Origin of the sequence: Streptomyces sp. NPDC093097 (assembly GCF_044754325.1) — a bacterium.
Taxonomy (GTDB): domain Bacteria; phylum Actinomycetota; class Actinomycetes; order Streptomycetales; family Streptomycetaceae; genus Streptomyces.
Genome location: NZ_JBIVOW010000007.1, coordinates 99,053 through 118,717, shown reverse-complemented (window position 1 = coordinate 118,717; position 19,665 = coordinate 99,053). Strand labels below are relative to the sequence as shown.

Genomic DNA, 19,665 nt, shown 5'->3' with positions numbered 1-19,665 from the left:
CGACGGTGGCGGCGCAGGTCAGCGGTACGAAGTCCAGTTCCAGTCGCCCGCCGAGGCGGACCGTCCCGGTGCCGGCGGCGAAGTCCGCCCCGGCCGACTCGCAGTCCCCCTCGACCAGTTCCACGCCGAGCTCCGTGCCGCCGTCGGTGCCGGTGAACCGGAGGAAGACGTAGCCGCGGTCGATCGCCTCCTTGAGTGCGGCGGCGGTGCGGTCGGGGCGGAGCGAGACCTCGACCGGGTGGGTGCCGGTGGTGAGCCGGTCCACCAGGGTCGGGGTGCCCGCGAACGGGTCCTCGGGCACGTCCTCGCAGAGCCCGTCGGGGTTCTGCGCCATGAAGACGCGCAGGCTCAACGGCCGCATGTCGGTCCAGACTTCGCCGATGTAGGACAGGCACTCCTCGCGCCCCCCGGTCCTGCCGACCGTGGTCCAGCCGTCGGGCAGGTCCTGGTCCGCGGGCCAGATCGAATACTGTTCCTCGTGGTTGCGCACCACGTGGTAGGTGCGCTCGTCCACGGTCTCGGTCATGGGAAGCTCCTTATCGTTGGCTGAGGTCCGGCAGCGGTGCCGCCGGATCGGCGCCGATCTGGTCGATCAACTGCCGTAGTCGGTCGAGCAGTTGGTCCACGGCGGCCTCGGCGAGGTCGGGGCGGACGTAGTCGAGGACGAGCACCATGTCGTCGTCGAGTTCTCCTACGTGGACGTCGAGCAGCACGCCGTCGGTCGGGACGGCGCCGAACTGCCCATCCGCACCGAGCAGTTCGGCCTCCCGGAACAGCTCGATCGAGAGGCCGCCGGCCGGTGCCCGCTCGTTCCTGGTGCGGGCGCTGCGCGGCGGGTTCCGGCAGAAGTGCACGGTGACGTCCCACAGGGCGGCGGTGTGCGGCGGGTGCAGCGCACCGGTGCGCAGGCCGTGGTCGAGCAGGCGCGGGTAGGGCAGGTAGTGCACCACCGCGTCCAGGAAGCCCGTCTGGGTCCGCCGCATGACGTCGGAGAAGGCCGGGCTCCGCAGGCCGTCGACGTCGACGCGGAAGGCCAGTCGGTCGGTGAGCGGACCGAGGACCTGGCCGAGCGCGTGGTAGTCCCGCAGGTCGAAGTCGCAGGCGAAGCCGGAGCTGGCGGGCCTGCCCTGCGCGCGCAGGCACCAGGCCAGCAGGGCGACGACCGCGAGCGGGCCGTTGGTTCCCAGGGGGCCGCTGCCGCCGGTCAGCGCCGCCCAGCGCCGCGCGTCGATCCGCAGCCGCGCGGTGCCGACCCGGCGGGGGCCCGTCCGGGGGCCGCGCACCGGGGTCGCGTAGCGGGGGAACTCCCTGGTCCACCAGCGCCGTCGGGCCGCTTCCGCGGTGGGCGTCCCGACCGGCTCAAAGCCGGCCAGCTCGGTGGGGTCGCGGTAGGCCGCGGGCCGGAAGCGGCCGAAGTACGCCTGGAGCACCGCGCCGAGCGCCGCGTACAGGGAGCGCGCGTCCAGCGCGTCCCGCGGCGCGACCAGGCCGAGTACGTGGCGGCGCGCGGCGAGGGGCACCCAGTGGAACCGGATCGGCGCTCCGCCGTCGTGGTCGGCCGGGCGGTCGCGTTCGGCCCGCAGCAGCGCCACGCAGGACGCCGCCGGATCTCCCGGCCCGAGTGCGCCCGCGTCGTGCCGGCGCAGGTCGGGGGCGAAGCCGGCGAACGGCGGCGCGGCGGCCACCGTGCGCACCGCGGCGGCCAGCCGGTCGGCGTCCAGCTCGCCGTCCGTCCGGAGCGCCCGGACGTGTCGTCCCGTCCCGGTTTCCAGGAGTGCGCCGGGAGATCGCGGGAGATGCGCGGACCGCCGTGCCCTCATCGGATCACCTCGGCTCGCGCCGCGTCCCAGGACAGCGGGGCGGTCATGGCGACCGCCACCAGGCGGTCCCCGGTGTAGGGCTGCCGCCCGTGCGCGGCCAGCAGGTTGTCCACCAGCAGCACGTCGCCGGCCTGCCACTCCACCGCGACCTGCTCGGCCGCGTAGGCCGCCCGGAGGTGGTCGAGCACCTCGTCCGGGATCGGCTGCCCGTCTCCGTAGTAGGTGTTGAGCGGCAGGTCCGGCTCGGTGAACTGGGTCCGGAGCGCGGCGGAGAGCTCCGCCGGCAGGCTGCTGGTGTGGAAGAAGACCGCGTGGTTGAACCAGACCTGCTCACCGGTACCGGGGTGGACGGCGACCGCGGGCCGCACCTGGCTGGTCCGCAGGCGGTCGCCCGCGCCCCAGGCGACCTCGATGTCCCGTTCCCGGCAGTGTCGTTCGACCTGTGCGCGCCGGTCGGTCTGGAACGCCTCGCGCCAGTCCATCCCCAGACCGGTGTGGTAGTTGCGGACGTAGCGCACCCCGCGCTCGGCGAAGCCGGCGCGCACGTCGGCACGGATCCGGCCGAGCACCTTCCTGGCGTCCGCCAGGGGGGTCGCGCCGCCGGTGGCCGCCGGCCGCAGGCAGCAGAACACCAGGTGCTGCGGGAACTCCCGTTGGTAGGAGTTCTCGTGGTGCAGCGGGATCGGCTGGTCGGCGGGGTGGTCGGTGGCGGTGTAGACCCGGTCGCCGAGTGCGGTCCGCGGCGAGGACCGTTCCAGGTAGGGGCTCGGATCGCCGGCCAGCGCGCGCAGCACCGCGGCGAACCGGTCCAGGTCGACGCCGAAACCCCGGAAGAGCACCGCGCCGTGCACGTCCAGCCAGGTCCGCACGCGCCGCGCCGAGCAGGTGGCCCAGTGCGCGAGGTCGACGCCCGCTTCCGCGGCGCACACCCGCAGCGGCAGGGTCGCACCGGCCGGTGGTCCGGCCGTTCGCACCCAGTCCTCGGGGCGGGAGGGCACCGGGCGTCGCCGGCCGGGCCGCGGGCCTCCGGTGCTCGCCGTCATGGCCGTTCCCCTTCCTGCCGCGCCGTCCGGTCCGGCCGGCCGCCGGGGTCGGGGACCGGGATGCCGCCGAGCAGGGCGTGCACGAACCGGTCGTCGGGGCGCAGCCGCAGTGGTGCGCGCAGGGCGTCGGCGTCCACCGTGCCGATCGGGCAGAGGCCGAGTCCGGTCTCCGCCGCGACCGTCATCAGCAGCTGGGTCATCGCCCCGGCCTCGAACACCGAGAAATCCCGGGCGAGTTCGCCGTAGAGCGGGGTGATGGCAGTCATCCTGCTGATCAGGTAGAGCGCGAACGCCGCTTGGCGCAGGGGCGCCTGGTTGATCTCGGCGTGTGCGGCGGCCGGCACTCCGGGGCCGGTGCGGACGGGGATGATCTCGGCGCGGCCGGGGTGGACGTAGTAGGTTCCCGCGGCCAGGTCCGCCACCCGGCCCGGTGCGACGTCGACGTAGACGCCCAGGGGGTAGGCGCCGCCTGCCGAGGGGTACCAGTACTTGGCCTCGCCCGCGTGCCGGCTCCGGCGCACGGCGCCGAGCAGCGCCGCGAGGTCGGCGAAGGCGACGGGGGCGGGCGCGAACCGGCGGTGGCTGCGGCGCGCGGCAATCCGCGGATCGGCCGCGCCGCCCAGGCCGGTCCCGGCGACCTGGTCGTACTCCTGCCGGATGCCGCGGTGGGCGTCCTTGAACGCCTGGCGCGCCACCAGGTCGACGAGCAACTCCCCCTCGTCCGCCGCGGGTTCGGCGTCCGTGGCGAGGTGCGGGCCGACCAGCACCGCGATCGAGGGGAACCGCAGCAGTTCCTCGACCGCGACATCGATCCCCAGTTCCTCCTCGATCACGGTGGCCAGCCGCACCAGCTCCACCGAGGTGGCGCCCAGATCGATCAGGTTCATCTCCGGGTCGATCTCGTCCACCCCGAGGACCCGGCAGGCGATCTCGGTGGCCGAGGTCAGCAGTGCCTGGCCGTCCGCCGCCACCGGTCGCCGGTCGGCGACGGGTTCGGGGGCCGGGCCGACGGTCGTGGCAAGCCGGGCGCGGTCCACCCTGCCGTCGGGGGTGAGGGGGAAGGCGTCCAGGATCTCGATCCGGCCGGGCAGCAGATACGGAGAGACCTTGCGGCGCAACTGGTCGAGCAGTTCCGGCCCGGTGCGGCGCGTCCCGGGCGCGAGGCGGACGAAGCCGAGCGCGCTGTCGTCGGCCACCGTGACCACCGCGGCGGCCCGCACGCCGTCCGCCGCCGCCAGCGCCACTTCCGCGTCGTGCACAGACAGCCGCCTGCCGTGCACGAGGAGTTGCGCCGCGGCGTGTCCGACGGTCTCCACCGTCCCCGACGGGAGCACCCTGCCGAACGAGGCGGTGCGCAGCAGCCGTTCGCCGGACTCCGGATGGGCCGCCCACCGGTCGGTGCCGGTGCCGGGCCGGTGGGCCGCGCAGTCCGCGACCAGGCCGCCGTAGTGCACCTGCCCGGTGACCCAGAGCGGGCAGATCCCGCCGTTCTCGGCCAGCACGTGGAGGCGCTGGTTGCGCATCGGGCGGCCGATCGGCACCGCGGCCATGTCGGTTTCCTGGGCGGACAGTTCGCAGCAGGCGACCCAGGCCCCGTGCTCCTCGGCGGCGGCGAGGTGGGCGACGACGAGTTCCGGGCCGGAGCGCCGGCGCAGGCGTCCGAGCAGGGCACCGGTCAGCAACTCCCCGCTCAGCAGCACCAGTCGCAGCGGCTCGGGCAGCCGCTCGCCCCGGCGTTCCAGCTCGGTGAGCAGCAGGTCCAGCAGGGTCGGCGTGGAGTTCCAGACGCTGATCCGCTCCCGGACCAGCAGATCGGCCCAGGCGGCGGGCTCCCGCAGGTCGATGTCCGCGCCGAAGACCAGCGCGGCGCCGGTGAGCAGGCCCAGGCAGCACTCCCTGATGCCCTGCCCGGAGGCGATCGGGGCCAGGGCCATGATCCGGTCGTCCGGTCCGAGCCCGAACCGGTCGCCGAGATCGGCGGTCATGTTGAGCAGTTCCCGGTGGCTGATGGCCGTGCCCGCGTCGGCGCCGTCGTCGGGCAGCACCACCGCGGTGTCGCGCGGGTCGCGCGGCGGCGGGTCGGCGGGCGGGGCCGCCGGCACGCGGTCGATCGCCGTCGTGGCGATCCCCTCCGGCCAGTTGAGCCGGTCCAGCAGCCAGGACTGCGAGACGCACACCGGGATCCGGTCCCGGTCGAGCTGCCGCCACCGGGAGACCTGTGGCCGGCCGGGGTCCACGGGCACCGGCACCGCGCCCGCGCGCAGGATGCCGAGCAGGCCGGCCACCTGGTCGGCGCCCGGCTCGACGCACAGCGCCACCCGGTCCCCCGCCCCCACCGCCTGCCGGCCCAGTGCCGCGGCGACGCCGTCGGCGGCGGCGAGCAGCCCGGCCCGGGTGTGCCGGTGGCGGGGGCCCTGTACGGCGAGCGCGTCGCCGTGTTCGGCCGCCAGCGCCGCGAACCTCTCGTCCAGGGTGCCCGGTGGGACGGGTCCGGTCACCTCGTTCATGCGCAGCAGCAGTGTGCGTTGCTCGGTGGGAAGCACCGAGAAGCCTTCCCCGGCCATGCTCATGCTGGGTCGCCTCCACTTTCCACGGCTGCCGCCGCGAGGTTCGCAAGTACCGTCCTGAACGCTTCGAACATGCTCTGCACCAGCCCGTCCGGGAACGCGGCGGCGACGAAGTCCCAGGTGCAGACGAGCTTTCCGGCCTGCTCGCCGACCTGGTGGTCGAGGAGCACCTGGGGGGTCTGGCTCACCGCGTACACCGTTCTGGCGCGCCAGGCGGGCACCTGGGTGGCCGGCAGTGCGCCGTCCGACAGCAGGGTGCTGGTGAACACCACGGGCATCACCGAGTCGTCGCGGCTGCGCGGATCCGTGCTGCGCAGCATGCGCAGCACCTCCACGCCGGTGACCGTCCGGTGGTCCAGGTCCCTCCAGAGCCGGTCCTGCAGGCGCGCGGCCCGCGCCGGGAACGAGGGCGCGCCGGAGCCGTCGACGGCGAGCAGGGTGGTGGCCGTGAAGTCGCCGACCAGCGCGTCCACGTCCGGATGGAGCGGCAGCCGGTTGAACGTGGTGACGTTGAGGGTGAACCGCGGGCTGTCGCTCCAGGCCGCGAGCACCTCGCAGAACGCGGCGCAGACCGTCGCGGACGGGGTGAGGCCGGCCGCGGCCGACCAGGTGCGCACCGCCTGCCACGCCGCCGGGGCGAGTTCGGTGTGCAGGCGGTGGAACTCCGGGCGGGTCAGCTCCGCCGGCCGCCGCAGCAGTGGCAGGCCGGGGGCGGGCGGCAGTTCGGCGAGCCGGTCGGCCCAGTAGCGCCGCGCCCGGCGGTGGCGGGGACCGTCCTTGAGTCCCTCCACCGCCAGTACGTAGTCGCGGAAGGTGCAGCCGGGCGTGGGCAGTTCGGCCGCCGGGTCGTGGTACAGGACCAGCAGTTCGCCGGTGAGGAGGCGGGTGCTGTGCGCGTCGGCGATGAGCAGGTCGACGCTGAGGTGCAGCCGGGTGGTCACGGCGTCGAGGCGGCTGGCGCGCAGCTCGAACAGCGGCCATTCCTCGGGCGCCCTGACCTGGTGGGACATCGCCTTGCGGATCGCGGCGAGCCGGTGAGCCGCGGTCTCGGGTGCCCGGTCGCGCAGGTCCGAGGTGTCGATCCGGTAGGCGGGCACGGTGGCCAGGACCTGCTGGCGGCCGTCGCGCCGGACGACGGTCCGCAGCGCGTCGTGCCGTGCGATCAGCAGGCGGAGGGCCTGTTGGAGCCGGGGGACGTCGAGGTCGTCGACGTCGAGTTCCAGGTAGCTGTGGGTGGAGACCCCGCCGAGCCCGAAGCCGGCCCGGCGTCCCAGCCAGTAGGCCTGCTGGATGTCGGTGAGCGGGAACGGCTCGGTCCGCTCTTCCGGGCGGGGCGTCAGTGCGGCCGGCGGGCCCGGCTCGGGGCCGGTGCTCTCCTGCGCCTCGGCCACGGCCTCGGCCAGCGCCGCGAGCGTCGGGGTGGTGAACAGCCGGGTCAGCTCGATGCGCACGCCCAGTTCCTGCTGGAGTCTGGCGATGAGCCGGATGGCCTCCAGCGAGGTGCCGCCGAGCGCGAAGAAGCTGTCCTGCTCTTGGACGGTCGGCACCGCGAGGAGTTCCGCCCAGATGGCGGCCAGTTCTGCCAGCAGCCGGTCCTGCCGCAGCGGGTCCACCGCGGGCCGCGGTGGACCCGTCCGCCGTTCCCGGCGCGGCAGTTGTGCGTGCAGCGCGGCCCGGTCCACCTTGCCGTTGCCGGTCAGCGGGATCCGGTCGAGTCGGTGGAACGCGGTGGGAACCATGTACGAGGGCAGTTCGGCGCCGAGCCGGGTCCGCAGCGCGGCGGCGTCTCCGACGGCGTCCGGCTCGGCGACGAGGAAGGCGACCAGCCGCCGTTCCGTTCCCCCTTCGCCGGCCGCGACCGCGGCGGCCGCCCGCACCCGCGGCAGCCGCTGGAGCGCCGCCTCGACCTCGCCGAGCTCGACCCGGTAGCCGTTGATCTTCACCTGGCCGTCCTGCCGGCCGAGGAACTCCAGGTTGCCGTCGGGCAGATGGCGGGCCAGGTCGCCGGTCCGGTACAGGCGCTCGCCGGTCACCGGGTCGCGCGGGAAGCGGAACCGGGTCTGTTCCGCATCCCGCCAGTACCCCAGCGCGACACCGGCGCCGCCGATGTACAACTCGCCGGCCACCCAGTCGGGGCGCGGCCGCAACCGGTCGTCGAGCACCCGGATCGACTGGTGGGCCATGGGCACGCCGTAGGGAATGCTGCGCCAGGCGGGATCGACCTCACCGATGGGGTACCAGACCGACCAGATGGATCCCTCCGTCGCGCCGCCCAGGCTCATCAGCCGTGCTCCGGTGGCCAGTTCGCGGAGCCGGCCGGGCAGGGCGACGGGGATCCAGTCGCCGCTGAGCAGTACCAGCCGCAGCGTCGTGAGCGCGGTCGGTGCGAGCTTTCCGGCGTACTCGGTGAGGACCTCCGCCAGCGCGGGCACCGAGTTCCAGATCGTGACCCGTTCCCGGGCCACCAGCTCGGCCCAGTGCGCCGGATCGCGCCGTCTGTCCTGTGCGGGGAGGACGACCGTGCCCCCGGCGGACAGCAGGCCGAACAGGTCGTAGACGGCGAGGTCGAAGCTGAGGGCGGAGACGGCCAGGACGCGGTCGTGGCGGCCGACTCCGAACCGCCGGTTGACCGCGTCGATGGTGTTGGCCGCGCCGCGGTGGTCGATCATCACGCCCTTGGGCGTTCCGGTCGAGCCGGAGGTGAAGAGGACGTAGGCCAGGTCGGCGGGGTCGGTGCGCACCTGGGGCGGGCCGTCCGAGCGGTCGAGGTCGTCCGGCCGGTCGACGGCGATCGTCCGTACGCCGGGCGGGCGCGGCAGCCGGTCCGCCAGGGTCCGTTGGGTGAGCACGGTCCGCAGTTCGCCGCGTGCCATCAGCTGCCGCAGGCGTGCGTCGGGCAGTTCGGGGTCCAGCGGCAGGAAGGCCATCCCGGCCGCCAGCACGCCGAGCGCGGCGACCACCTGCTGCCAGCCCTTGCCGGTGGCGATGCCGACCAGCGCGTGGGGGCGGTCGCCGGTGCGCAGCAGGGTGTTCGCCACCCGGCGGGCCCGGTCGGCCAGCTCCTGGTAGGTCATCCTGGTCTCGCCGTCGACCAGCGCGAGGTGCCCGGGCTGCGCCGCCGCGCGGGCGAACACCGGTTCATGCAGGCAGTGCGGCCGCGGGGCGGTGGGGTCGGTGGCCGTGAGCGCCGACCGGACGGTCTGCTGCGCGACGGGGAGCGCCGGTTCCCGCCGGCCGGTCCAGTGCGCGGGGTCGGCCACCAGGTCGGCCAGGAGTCGGCGGTACGCCTCGAACATCCCGTCCAGTACGCCGGGGTGGAACAGTGCGTCGACCGCGTCCCAGTTGAAGACGAGACCGCCGTTGCGCTCGGCGACCTGGTGGTCCAGGTGCACCTGCGGGGTCTGCGTGATCCCGTGGCCGAGTTCGCCCAGCGGGGTGCGCCCGGCCTCGGCCGCGTCGGGGGCGGCGGCCTGCGGCAGGTTCGAGGTGAACACCACCGGGGTCAGCAGCTGCGGTGGGCGGCCGTGCTGCCGGGCCCACTCCCGCATGACCTGGACACCGCCGACCTGGGCGTGGTCCAGGTCGGCCCAGAGCAGCCGGTGCAGCGCGCCGGCGCGGTCCGCGAAGGGCGCCGCGGTGCGGTGGTCCACTTCGAGCACGGACAGCGCGGTGAAGTCACCGACGATCAGGTCGACTTCGGGGTGCACCGGTTCCCGCTGGAACACGGTGAGCATCAGGCTGTAGTGCGGGCGCCGGCTCCATCGGGTCACGGTCTCGGCGAAGGCGGCCAGGAGGACGGAGGACGGCGTCAGGCCGAACGCGGCGGCCCTCGCCTTGAGCACCGACCAGTCCGCCCGGTCCAGCGTCCCCGAGCGGCGTACGAAGTGCGGTCGGTCGATGCCCTCCGGTGCGGTGGCCAGGGGCAGTTCGGGTCCTTCGGGCAGGTCGGCGAGGCGGTTGCGCCAGTACCGCAGGGCAGTGCGGTGCTCCGGTCCCGTCCGGCGGCGTTCGGCGGCCAGCACATAATCCCGGAAGGTCAGCTCCAGCGGCGGGTAGGACCGCTTCCGGCCGGTGTAGCGGTCGGTCAGCTCGGCCATCACCAGCCCGAAGCTGTGGGCGTCGCAGATGAGCGCGTCGATGCTGAGGTGCACCAGGGTGTCCCCGCCGGGCAGCAGGGAGGCCCGGACGTCGAACAGCGGCCAGCGGTCGGCGGGCAGCAACTGGTGGGAGAGTTCGGCCCGCCAGCTCCCCAGCCGCGCCGTCCGCTCCGCAACGGTGGCCCATCGCAGGTCCTGGACGGCGATCCGGTAGGGAGGCACCCGTTCCAGCACCCGCTGCGTGCCGTCGTCCGCCACCACGGCGCGCAGCATCGGATGCCGGTCGATCACCGCCCGCAGTGCGGCCTGGAACCGGTCGAGGTCCAGTCCCGTCGCGGTCAGCTCCAGGTAGGCGTGGGTGGAGACGCGTCCGAGCACCAGGTCCGCGTCCCGGCCGACGAGGTAGGCCCGCTGGATGTCGGTCAGCGGGAACGGCGCGAACCGCGCCGCCGGGTCGGGGGCCGGCCGCGCCGGGACCTTCGGCGCGTCCCGGTGTCCGGCCGCCGCGTCGAGCCGGGAGGCCAGCGCGCGGGCCGTCGGCGCCGCGACGAGGTCGCGCAGGCCGACCGGCGTCCCGAGCCGCTCGCGCAGCACCGCCGCGACCCGCGCCGCGAGCAGCGAATTGCCGCCCAGCAGGAAGAAGTCGTCACTCGGGCCCGGTCGGTGGGCGATCGGCAGCAGCGCGGTGAAGACGTCGAGCACGGCGGCCTCGGTCGGCCCGGTGGCCGGTCCGGGCTGCTGCCGCGCCGCCGGCGCCGGCTGCGGCCGCAGTGCGCGCAGGCGTCGCCGGTCGACCTTGCCGCTGGCGTTCAGCGGCAGCTCCGCGATCAGCTCCACGGTGGCCGGCACCGCGTAGGCGGGCAGCCGCCTGCGCAGGAATCCGGTGACGTCGCCCGGCGGCCGCGCCGCGTCGGCGGCGACCGCGTACGCGGCGAGCAGGGGCGCGCCGATGCGGTCGGGGCGGGTGACGACGGCGGCGGCGCGGATTCCGGGGTGCCGCAGGAGTGCGCGTTCCACCTCGCCCGGCTCGACCCGGTGGCCCCGGATCTGCACCTGTGCGTCCAGCCTGCCCCGGTACTCCAGGGTCCCGTCGGCCCGGCGGCGCACCGCGTCGCCCGTACGGAACCAGCGTTGCCCCGGCCCGCCGCCGGGCACCGGTCCGAAGCGGTCGGCGGTCTCCCGAGGGCGTCCGTGGTAGCCGAGGGCCAACCCGGCCCCGCCGACGTGGAGTTCGCCGAACCCGAGCGTCGGCGCGGGCGGGCCGGCCGGGGTCAGCACGCGGGTGGCCACACCGTCGATGGCCCGGCCGATGGGGACCGTCGCCGGGTTGCCGCCGGGGGCCACCTCGCAGGCGGTGGCGTCCGCGGCGACCTCGGCGCAGCCGTAGAGGTTGAGCAGCCGGCGGCCGGGCAGCCGCCGGTGGAACCGTGCGGCCAGGTCGGCGTCGAGCGTCTCGCCGCTGCTGACCCAGGTGTGCAGGTCCGGCAGCCGCCGGTGCAGGTCGCTCTGGTCGTCGAGCAGGATGCGCAGCAGGGTCGGCACCACCACGAGCCGGGTCACCCGGTGCTTGCGCAGTCTGTCGACCAGCCGCTGGGGGTCGGCGGTGTCCTCGGCGCCGAGCAGCACCAGTGGCACGCCGGACAGCAGTGGGCCGAAGGTCTCCGCCACCGCGTCGACGAAGCCGGGGGACGTCCGGGCCGCCCAGACCTCGGCGCCGGTTGCGGGGTGGGCGCGCTGCATCCACCGGACGCGGTTGAGCACGCCGCGGTGGGTGCCGAGGACGCCCTTGGGCGGGCCGGTCGAACCGGAGGTGTAGAGCAGGTAGGCCACCGACTCCCGGTGGACGGGCCGGTTCGGGCGGCGGGCCGGGAGCGGTCCGGCCGGCTCGCCCGTGGCGTCGACCGCGATCAGGGGGCTGTCCATCGTGGCGCAGTGGGGCAGCAGCGCCGTGGTGGTGAGTGCGCATCGGGGCCGGGCGTCGGCGACGATCTCGGCGAGCCGTTCGGCGGGCTGGGTCGGGTCCAACGCCACATAGGCCGCGCCGGCCTTGAGCACCCCGAGCACGGCGACCACCGCGTCGACGGAGCGGGGCAGGGCGCAGGCGACCCGGTCGCCGTCCGCGACGCCCCGCGCCCGCAGCCGCCCGGCCAGCTCGTCGGCCCTGCGGTCCAGTGCGCGGTAGCTCACCGCGTGCCCGCCGTCGATCACCGCGATCGCATCCGGGGTGCGGTCCGCCTGGCGTTCGAAGGCCGCGGACACGCTGTCGGTCCGCGGGTCGGCAGGCGGTGGTGCGGGCTCGACGGCGGCCGGTGGGGCCAGCAGCTGGGCGGCGGTCAGGTCGGGGTCGTGTGCGCACCCGGCCAGCACGGTGTGCAGCTGCTCGGCGAAGAGCGCGATCGTGGCGGCGGCGAACAGGTCCAGGTCGTACTGGCAGGAGATCCTGATCCCGTCGGGCTGTTCCCAGATCTCGACCAGCAGGTCGAACTGCGCCGCCCCCAGTTCGATGTCCGGCTGCTCGGTCGTCAGCCCCGGCAACTCCAGTGATTGTTGGGGCTGTTGTGCGACGCACAGCACCCTGATCGGGGCCTCGCCCTCGCCGTCGGACCGGTGCAGCTCCAGCAGGCGTTCGTAGGGCATGTCCTGGTGGGCGAGGCTCTCCAGGGTGGAGGTGCGGGCGGCCGCCCAGAGTTCCCGGAAGCTCTGCCCGTCCGCGACCTGCGTGCGCAGCAGCACGACGTTGACGAAATAGCCGATGAGCCGGTCGAACTCCGGCCTGGTGCGACCGGAGACGAGGGTGCCGACCGCGAGGTCGCGCTGCCCGGTCCAGCCGTGCAGCACCACCGACAGGGCGGTCAGCACCAGCATGAACAGCGAGCCGCCGGTCTGCCGTCGCAGGGCGCCGAGACGCCCGGCCAGCTCCGGGCCGATCAGGAGGGTGTGGTTGGCGCCGGCGCCGCGGCCGGTGGCCGGTCGCGGATGGTCCAACGGCAGCTCGGTGTGCGGCAGGTCGGCGAGCCGCTCGCGCCAGAAGTCGGTCAGCTCAGCGGCCTCCGGTCCGGCGAGCCGGCTGCGTTGCCAGGCGGCGTAGGCGCGGTAGCCGAGCGCGGGGGCCGGCAGGCTCACCGGCCGCCCGGCGACAAGTTCGCGGTAGCAGTCCGAAAGGGCCTGTGCCAGCACGCCGTTGGACCAGCCGTCGGTGATCGCGTGGTGGAGGCTCAGCAGGACCAGGTGGTCGTCGGGGCCCAGCCGGAAGAGCACCGTGCGCAGCAGCGGTCCGTGGCGCAGGTCGAAGGGGCGGCGGGCCTGGGCGCGCAGCAGGGTGCCGAGCCGCTCGTCCTGGTCGTCGGTTCCGGCCGGCCGGGAGAGGTCGACCATCAGGAACGGCAGGGTGACCCTGGTGGCGACCGAGCAGACCAGGCTCCCGTCCTCGGCCTGGTACAGGCTGGTGCGCAGGGACTCCTGGCGTCGTGCGACGGCGTCGATCGCCCGCCGCAGCGCGACGGGGTTCAGCGGGCCGCGCAGCCGGACCGCGGTGGCGTAGGTGTAGGCGGCCGGGGCCAGTTCGTTGAGCAGCCACATCCGTTCCTGGCCGTAGGAGGGCCGCACGGTCTCGGCCGCGGGTGCCGGGGCGGTTGCGGCCGGGCCCGAGGAGAGCGTCCGCGCGAACAGTGCCCTGCCCTCGGGGGACAGTGCGGCGATCCGCCGTCGCAGCTCCACCGCCTCCGGCTCCGCGAGCCCGGCGAGGATCGTCTCCAGTGCCGGTTCCGTCATGACCGTCCCCCCTTCGTCATCCGGTCGCCTCGCCGGTGGTCATCCCGAAGGCGGCGGTGAGCACGCTGGTCGCCACCACCAGTTGCACCAGGCGTTCGCTGGCCGCCCGTTGGCCGGCCGGCCGGGTCGGCAGTGCGTCGAGCAGCCGGCGCACCGCCGCCGGGTGGTAGAAGGGGTTGTCCCGCAGAGCCGGCCCGGCGCAGAGCTCGCGCACCGTCGCCAGCAGCCCGTCGTCGCAGACGGTCGGCGGGGCGAAGAAGCCGCGTTTGGCGCCCGTGCACACCTCCTCGGTCAGCCGGTCGTGGACGGCGGCGCGCAGGACGTACTTGGTGGTGCCCGCGCGGGTGTACCAGGGCAGCGGCGCGGCCTTGGCGGTGGCGAACAGCTGGTGGTCGAAGAACGGCAGCCTGACCTCGACTCCGTGCGCGGCGTCCAGCCGTTCGGCGCCCAGGATGTAGTTGGGCAGCCAGCTCTTGGCGAACAGGTACAGCGACTGGTGCAGCGCGGAGCGTCCCGCCAGCTGTTGCCGGGACTGCTCCAGCAACGGTGTGCAGGCGTCGGTCCGGGCCAGCACCTCGGCGAACTCCGGGCGCAGCAGGGGCCGGGAGGGTGCCAGTACGGCGAAGTACCGTTGGGTGAGCCAGCTCGGCAGGAAGCCGAGCCGGTCGAGCACCCCGCGCAGATGCGGCGGCGCGCCGCACTCGATCAGCTTGCGGTATCCGGACCGGGCCCGGTCCCTCGCCGCCGGGGACCGGCTCAGCGCCAGGTCCTGCTGGAACTGCGGGTATCCGGCGAACAGTTCGTCGCCGCCCTCCCCGGCCAGCGCGGTCTTGAAGCCCCGGGCGCCGATCGCCGCGCTGTGCAGGTAGCGGGCGACGCCGTGCGCGTTCTCCTGCACCATCTCGCCGGCGCGGATCGTGGCGGCCAGGTGCTCGGCGAAATCCGCCGGGGTGAGCGCGATCCGGTGGTGGGGCACGCCGAGCCGGGCGGCCGTCCGTGCCGCGACCGGACTCTCGTCCAGCGTGACGTCGGCGAAGGAGACGGTGAACGCGGTGACCTCGCGGTGGCCGGCGGCGGTGGCGACCAGCGCCGAGGAGTCCACACCCCCGCTGAGGTGGCAGGCCACCGGGACGTCGGCGACCATCCGCAGCCGCACGGCCTCGTCCAGCCCGGCCCGCACCTGCGCCAGATGCCCGGTGAGCGCGGTCGGCGAGCCGTGCTCGACCGCGGCCAGCTCTTCGGTCGTCGGGTAGTCGAGGTCCCAGTACCGATGGACGGTGATCCCGCCGTCGCCGGCCAGCAGGTAGCAGCCGGGGGGCAGTTGGCGGATGCCGGCGAACAGCGTCCGGTCCGGGGGGAGGGCCATCTGGAGGTGGGCGGCGTAGGCTTCCGGGTCCCAGCGGGCCGCGACACCGCAGGCGAGGAGGGCTTTGATCTCGGAGGCCAGGTAGAGCCTGCCGTTGCGTTCGGTGTAGTAGAGCGGCTTGACGCCGAACCGGTCCCGCGCCGCGAACAGTTCCCTCCGGCGGCCGTCCCACAGGGCGAAGGCGAACTCGCCCCGCAGTTCCCGCAGCGCCCGGTGGCCGTCCCTGAGGTAGAGCCGTAGCGCGATCTCGCTGTCGCCGCGGGTGCGGCAGGGGTGCCCGGTGTCGGCCAGTGCGGTGCGGATCCGCCGGTAGTCGTAGAACTCGCCGTTCGCCACGAGCCGGGTCCGGCTCGGTTCGTCGCCGATCGGCTGGGCGCTTCCGCCCGGGTCGACCACGGCGAGCCGGGTGTGCCCCAGTACCGCCCGCCCGTCCGGTGAGCACCAGACGCCGGTGCCGTCGGGTCCCCTCGGGCGCAGCACCGCCATCGCGGCGGCCACCGCCTCCGTCGACACTCCCCCGTCCCGGGCGAAGATCCCGATGATGCCGCACACGCCGCTCACCGGTCCGGATGCGGGACGCGGAAGGCGAGCACGGCGTTCGGGCCGGAGCCCTGGTGCCGGCGCTCGCGTTCGAGGCCGTCGTCGAAGATCAGGCAGCCGCCGCCGGGCCAGGTCGTGCGCTGCTCCCCGACTCTGATCCCGCTGCCGGTCGCGACGATCAGGCCGAACTCGACGCGCAGGTAGGCGTTGCTCGGTCCGCAGCTCGCCGGCTGGCGGGTCGGGGGATGCTGGAGCATCAGCTCGACGGTCGCCCCGGGGAACAGCAGCGCTTCGGGGATCTTGTCGAGGACACCGCGCAGGACCGGCAGCGCTTCGGCCGACGCGGTCCAGGTGCCGTCGCGGTACAGCTCGACACGGTCGGTCCCGGGCCCCCGGTCGCCTTCGGGGCGCAGCCGGTCACCGAGCGGTGCGGCGTACAACTCCCTTGTGAGTGCCTCGTGTTGGGCGGTGAGCTGGGTGGTGAACCAGAAGTCGGCCGGATCGTAGTCCGTGCGCACCGGCAGCTCCCGGTGGAGCTCGGCGGGGCGGTGCAGGGCCGAGGTCCACAGGCCCTGGCGGACCGCGAGTTCGGCGCAGTCCGCCGCGGCCCGGGGCTGCCCGCCGGCGTGCAGTGCGTCGATGAGTGCCCGGTAGTGCCGGCGGGCCCGGCCGGCCAGCGGTTCGGGCAGCGGTGCGGACGGCTCCGCAGCGCGCCGGTCGCCGCGCCGCTCACGCGCGATCCGGGCGGCGAGCTTGTCCACCTCCGCCACGCGCCGATGCTCGGTGCGCAGGAACAGGGCGTGGTCGGCGATCGACTTCTCCCGGGTCATGCGGTGCCGCTGGTAGGTGTCGTCGAACGGGGCCTTGTAGTCCTGGTAGTGCCGGTGCTCGACGAAGACGCCGGGCACCGGGTACAGCCGGCCCAGGCGTCGGGCGAGGTCGAAGACCCACTGCTCGACCTCCCACTGCTGGAAGATCGTCGGGACGAAATAGCCGAGGGTGTCGTACCAGGACCTGCTGACGATCGGGAAGTCGCAGCCGCCTTCGGGGTACTGCGCCGCGTCGAAGTACAGGCACAGCACGGCGTCCCCGTGCAGTTCGGTGAGCTCCCCGGCCCGCTGGTCCAGGGCGACGTCCCAGCCGTGGTCCACGTAGAGCTGGTCGTCGTTGGCCATCAGCAGGAAGTCGCCGTCGGCGTGTTCGGCCAGCCGGTTCCAGGCGGCCGCGACCCCGATCGGCGGCCCGACGTGCAGGGCGCACCGGCCGATCGCTCCGTAGTGCCGGCGCGCCCGGTCGAACAGCTCCCGGTAGCGGGGCAGCGCGGGATCGTCCTCGTCGACGTAGCAGAGCACCTCGATCCGTCCCGGTGCGGCGGCGGTGCGCTGCACGCTGCGCAGGAACGCGTTCAGGTTGTCCACGCGGTTCCTGGTCGGGCACAGCAAGGAGAGCGGGCGCGGTGCGGTGGTGACCGCCGCGGCGCGCAGGGGGAACGCCGCCTTGGTCCACAGCCGTCGGGGTTCCAGGTGCAGGGCGTAGGCCAGCTTCTGCCGGACCAGCAGGCTGCTGTTGACGGCGTCGACGATCCAGCCGCGCCGGTCGCGCAGCAGGTCGGTGACGAGGTCCTGGAGTCTGCCGTCCCGGTAGCGGCCGTGGTGGCCCAGGAGCAGCCTGCCGAGGTCATGGGCGGCGTCGAGCGCCTTGCGGTCCGCGCTCACCGCTGGGCCTCCTCTCCGGTACGTGCCGAGGCGAGGTGTTCCGCGATCCAGCCGTAGGTGCGGCGCAGTCCCTCGTCGAGGGAGGTGGCCGGCTGCCAGCCGAGCAGCTGCCGGCACAGCGCGTTGTCCGAGACGCGGCCCAGCGGCCCGACCGGTTTGTCGGGCCGGTAGCGCGGAACGATCTCCTTTCCCGCGACGGCCGCGATCCGGCCGACCAGGTCCGCGATGCTGATCCGCTCCTCGGAGCCGATGTTCACCGGCTGGTCCACGGTGGACCGGGCGAGCCGGAGCAGGCCCGTGACGCAGTCGTCGATGTAGCAGTAGGACCTGGTCTGGGTGCCGTCCCCCCACACCTCGATCTCACCGGAGCGGCCCGGCACGGCGGCCACCTTGCCGCAGAGCATGGACAGGGATTTGGCCCGCAGCCCGGAATAGGCGCCCAGCGGACCGTAGATGGCGTGCAACCGCGCGATCTTGATGTCCATGTCGTAGGTCCGGCGAAAGGTGCCGCACAGGATCTCGGTGGTGAGTTTCTCCCAGCCGTACTCCATGTCCGGGTCGGCGGGGAACACCGGGTTCTCCCGCAGCGGGGCGCTGTCGGGCCTGCGTTGCAGGGAGTTCGGATAGACGCAGGCGGAGGAGGTGTAGACGACGGTGCCGACCGCCGCCCTGCGGCATGCCTCGACGGTGTTGACCGAGATCAGCAGGTTGTCCCGCAGGATCTCGGCGGGGGCCGCGTGCGTCCACCCGATGCCGCCCATGTTGGCGGCCAGCGCGAACACCTGGTCCGCGCCGGCCAGCGCCGCCGCGCACCGATCGGGCTCGCGCAGATCGGCGTGCACGAACTCGTCGGCCTCGCTGGGCCCGTAGGCGGGCGGGCGCACGTCCACCCCGCGTACCCGCACCGTCGGTTGGCTGCTCTTCAGCGCGTGGACCAGGTGCGCTCCTACGAAGCCGCCGGCTCCGGTCACCACGACCAGTGTCACGCTCACTCCTCGTCCATCGCTGTGCGTCGCGCCGTCTTCAGGTCACGGCCGGCTCTGGCCCGGTCGGCCCGGCGTTCCCGTTCGAGGTGCTGTGCGTGCCGCCGGGTGAGCAGGGTCCGCGGGGTGGACAGCGGCCCGGCCGGGTCGGCGACGAGTGCGGCCAGGCAGGTCGTCAACGCGTCCAGCAGGGCCCGCACATGGGACGCGGGGAGCCGGGCCGGATCGTGTCGGGCGAGCAGCCGCAGCTCGTCGCCGGGCACGATGTCGAGCACCAGCGGATAGCCCTCGTCGACCACGGTGCGCACCTCCCCGACGCGCAGCGGGCCCGCGGCGCCCGGGCCGACGGTGGTGGGGAAGTTCTCGATCACCACGATGGTGTCGAACAGGCCGGCGCCCCAACTCAGCCCGAGGCCGCGGGTGATGCGGCCGAGCGGGACGTGGCCGTGTTCGCGCATCCCGGCCAGCCGCTGCTGCAACGCGTGCAGCCAGGGCAGGACCACGTCGTCCGGCGCGCAGTCCACCCGGAGCGGCACCGTGTTGATGAGCAGGCCGACCAGTTCGGTGGCACCGGGCAGGCCGGGTGGGCGGCCGGAGACGGTGACGCCGAAGACGACGTCCGGGCGCGCGCACACCTCGGCGAGCAGCAGCGCCCAGCCGCCGTAGAGGACGGTGCTCACCGTGAGCCCGTTGCGGCGGCAGAACGCGTCGAGTTCGGCGGCGAGGGTGCCCGGCGCGGTCAGCGTCACGGCACCGCGCCGCACGGCGACCACCTGGCCGTTCACACAGCCAGGCCCGGCGATCCGGGTCGCCGCCGCCGGCCCGGTGAGCTGTTCGGCCCAGAACCTCTCGTCGGCGGCGCGGTCCCTGGTCCCAAGCCACTCCAGGTAGTCGGACAGGGCCGGCCGGTCCGGCACCCGGGGCCGCTCGCCCGCGGCCAGGGCCCGGTAGCAGTCGAGGAAGTCGGCGAGGACCAGTTGCTGGGACCAGCCGTCGAGAATCAGGTGGTGGTGGGTCCACACACAGCGGTAGGCGGTCTCGGACTCGCGGAGCAGGGTCAGCCGCAGCAGTGGCGCGCGGCTCAGGTCGAAGCCGCGCGCGCGGTCCCGGTCGAGGAACGCGGTCAGGGCGGCGGCCCGGTCCGCCTCGCCGAGGTCCCGCCAGTCGAGGTGGTCGATGGTCAACTCGGCTTCCGGTGCGACCACTTGGCGGGGTTGGGTCCGTTCGTGCCAGTCGAAGGACACCCGCAGCGCCGGGCTCGCGGCCAGGACCGCCTGCCATGCCGCGCCGAACACGGCCGGGTCGAGCGGTCCGGTCAGCAGGCAGCAGACCTGCACCAGGTACGCGCCCGGGCTGCTGCCGCCGACCGAGTGGTACAGCATGCCTTCCTGCATCGGGCCGAGCGGATACGCGTCGGGGGCGGGGGGCCGCGGCCGGGCGGAGGCGGGGGCCTCCCGCGTCGCCCGTCGCGCGACGGCCCGTACGGTCGAGGCGTCGAACAGGTCCTGGGCGGTGATCCGCCAGCCGGCCTGCTCCAACTTGGCCACGATCACGATGGCGTGCACCGAATCCCCACCCAGGGCGAAGTAGTCGTCGTCGATCCCGAGCCGGTCCAGTTCCAGCACTTCCTGCCAGATCGCGGCGAGGGTGCGTTCGGCCTCGGTCCGGGGCTCGGCCGGGAGCGCGGGGCCGTCGCCGTCGGGGGCGTCCTCGGCCAGCCATCTGGCCAGCAGCTCCCGTTTGGTCGCGGACAGCCGTGCCAC

The 19,665-nt window shown here is 74.3% G+C and carries 8 protein-coding genes and 1 pseudogene; all 9 read right to left on the bottom strand.

The window, feature by feature from the left end; all coding sequences use genetic code 11:
- Positions 1-325: 325 nt before the first annotated feature.
- Positions 326-526, bottom strand: a pseudogene (locus ACIQE0_RS14595) (MbtH family protein); the annotation flags it as partial.
- 10 nt (positions 527-536) lie between these two features.
- Complete coding sequence (locus ACIQE0_RS14590) at positions 537-1,820, bottom strand: hypothetical protein (protein ID WP_402331751.1); 1,284 nt, start codon at positions 1,818-1,820, stop codon at positions 537-539.
- Complete coding sequence (locus ACIQE0_RS14585; RefSeq protein ID WP_366329044.1) at positions 1,817-2,863, bottom strand: TauD/TfdA family dioxygenase; 1,047 nt, start codon at positions 2,861-2,863, stop codon at positions 1,817-1,819. The genes ACIQE0_RS14590 and ACIQE0_RS14585 overlap by 4 nt, the downstream gene beginning before the upstream one ends.
- Entirely contained in the window at positions 2,860-5,433 is a 2,574-nt protein-coding gene (locus tag ACIQE0_RS14580; RefSeq protein WP_402331748.1) for an AMP-binding protein, read from the bottom strand. The genes ACIQE0_RS14585 and ACIQE0_RS14580 overlap by 4 nt, the downstream gene beginning before the upstream one ends.
- Positions 5,430-13,298 carry an amino acid adenylation domain-containing protein gene (locus ACIQE0_RS14575; protein ID WP_402331745.1) on the bottom strand — a complete coding sequence of 2,623 codons (7,869 nt, stop codon included), beginning with the start codon at positions 13,296-13,298 and terminating at the stop codon, positions 5,430-5,432. Before ACIQE0_RS14575 ends, ACIQE0_RS14580 begins: the two co-directional genes overlap by 4 nt.
- Before the next feature lie 16 nt (positions 13,299-13,314).
- The gene (gene asnB / locus ACIQE0_RS14570) at positions 13,315-15,216 is read right to left on the bottom strand and encodes an asparagine synthase (glutamine-hydrolyzing) (RefSeq protein WP_402331742.1); all 1,902 of its coding nucleotides are present in this window, start codon (positions 15,214-15,216) and stop codon (positions 13,315-13,317) included.
- 5 nt (positions 15,217-15,221) lie between these two features.
- The gene (locus ACIQE0_RS14565) at positions 15,222-16,919 is read right to left on the bottom strand and encodes an aspartyl/asparaginyl beta-hydroxylase domain-containing protein (protein WP_402331739.1); all 1,698 of its coding nucleotides are present in this window, start codon (positions 16,917-16,919) and stop codon (positions 15,222-15,224) included.
- Positions 16,916-17,905, bottom strand: coding sequence for an NAD-dependent epimerase/dehydratase family protein (locus tag ACIQE0_RS14560; RefSeq protein ID WP_402331736.1), 990 nt, complete (start codon positions 17,903-17,905; stop codon positions 16,916-16,918). Before ACIQE0_RS14560 ends, ACIQE0_RS14565 begins: the two co-directional genes overlap by 4 nt.
- A gap of 2 nt (positions 17,906-17,907) precedes the next feature.
- On the bottom strand, positions 17,908-19,665 hold the full coding sequence (locus ACIQE0_RS14555) for a condensation domain-containing protein (RefSeq protein WP_402331733.1): 1,758 nt from the start codon (positions 19,663-19,665) through the stop codon (positions 17,908-17,910).

Bases quoted from the DNA above. Each gene is read 5' to 3' on its own strand.
- ACIQE0_RS14590 (WP_402331751.1), bottom strand. From the start codon at position 1,820: ATGAGGGCACGGCGGTCCGCGCATCTCCCGCGATCTCCCGGCGCACTC.
- ACIQE0_RS14585 (WP_366329044.1), bottom strand. From the start codon at position 2,863: ATGACGGCGAGCACCGGAGGCCCGCGGCCCGGCCGGCGACGCCCGGTG.
- ACIQE0_RS14580 (WP_402331748.1), bottom strand. From the start codon at position 5,433: ATGAGCATGGCCGGGGAAGGCTTCTCGGTGCTTCCCACCGAGCAACGC.
- ACIQE0_RS14575 (WP_402331745.1), bottom strand. From the start codon at position 13,298: ATGACGGAACCGGCACTGGAGACGATCCTCGCCGGGCTCGCGGAGCCG.